The following is a 1,102-nucleotide window of genomic DNA, read 5'->3' on the forward strand; positions in this document are numbered from 1 at the left end:
AGGTGCCAGGTTAGGCACCCCCGTGTAGAAGATTGGCAGCAGGTCGACGGCGCGGGGACTCTTGTTGTCGGGCAGCAGAATGCCCCCGAAAGCGGCTTCCGAAAGGGCCGTGCCGTTGAGGGCCGCGTTGCCTTTGAGCCCAAACAGACCGGGCTTGCCATTGCGGAAGTCAAACGCGCCCAGCGACTTGCTCTGGATACGCAGGGCGTTCAGCGAAGGGACGGCAGTGCCGAACTGGGAGTCGTCCATGTAAAGGGCCAGTTCAGGGTTGGTGAAGTACTTGGCGAACTGGAGGTCTTCTCCGCCGTAGGGCGAGGCAGCGTTCCATTTGTCCTTCATGCCGATGGGGATGACGGCTTCGTTGGTCAGGGGCATGCCCAGGCGTGATACCTGCACGAACTTACCGTCGTTGCCAATGTCGGCACCCGCGTAAAGTGTCTGAATCATCTGCCGACTAGCCGACGCCCATACGCCGATCACGTAATCAGGATCAAGAATAGTGGCGGCCTGTGCCACGCTTTTGCCGTCTTTCTGCAACAGGTTGATCGGCACTTTGATGGCAATCGTATGCACATTGAACCGGTTGAGGGCATCCTTCGGGGAGTTGACGGCATTGCCTTCGGGCCGGAAATTACCCACGTCGAACGCACCCGCCAGATCGACAAAGAACGGGTCGTCGACCGGTCCGCAGAACACTTTCTCGCCCGTGCTGGCATTGGCGATGGCCTGCTGGGCCAGGGCGTCGTAGGACGATGCACCTAATCCAACCGTTTTGTCTTCAATACTGCGGGGACCTACGTTGGCGGGCGGCACAACACCGTTCGCTACGATAGTAGTGAATGTATTGCCACCGTCTGTGCTTTTTTCGCATTTGTAGGTTGTCTTCAGGTTTTGCTGACCCAGACGAATGTAAAAGAAGGTGGTAGGATCCTGATTTACTTTCGAAAAGGTAAACCGGTAGGTGATGTCGTCACCCGCCGTGGAGGCTTTGTTCTTGATATGGATTTCATAACGAACGTTGGTGCCGAAGTCGTAAAAGTTGGGGGCACCGTCCGGTGATTCAAACGGAATGTAGTTCGCAATAATCGTGATGGTGTTCGGG

Annotated in this window: 1 protein-coding gene; it reads right to left on the bottom strand. The window is 56.4% G+C overall.

The annotated features are described in order from the left end of the window. A partial coding sequence (locus FH603_RS28180; RefSeq protein ID WP_186742705.1) for a DUF4331 domain-containing protein occupies nt 1–1,102 on the bottom strand: 1,102 nt, incomplete at both ends.

Origin of the sequence: Spirosoma utsteinense (assembly GCF_014282275.1) — a bacterium.
Lineage (GTDB): Bacteria > Bacteroidota > Bacteroidia > Cytophagales > Spirosomataceae > Spirosoma > Spirosoma utsteinense.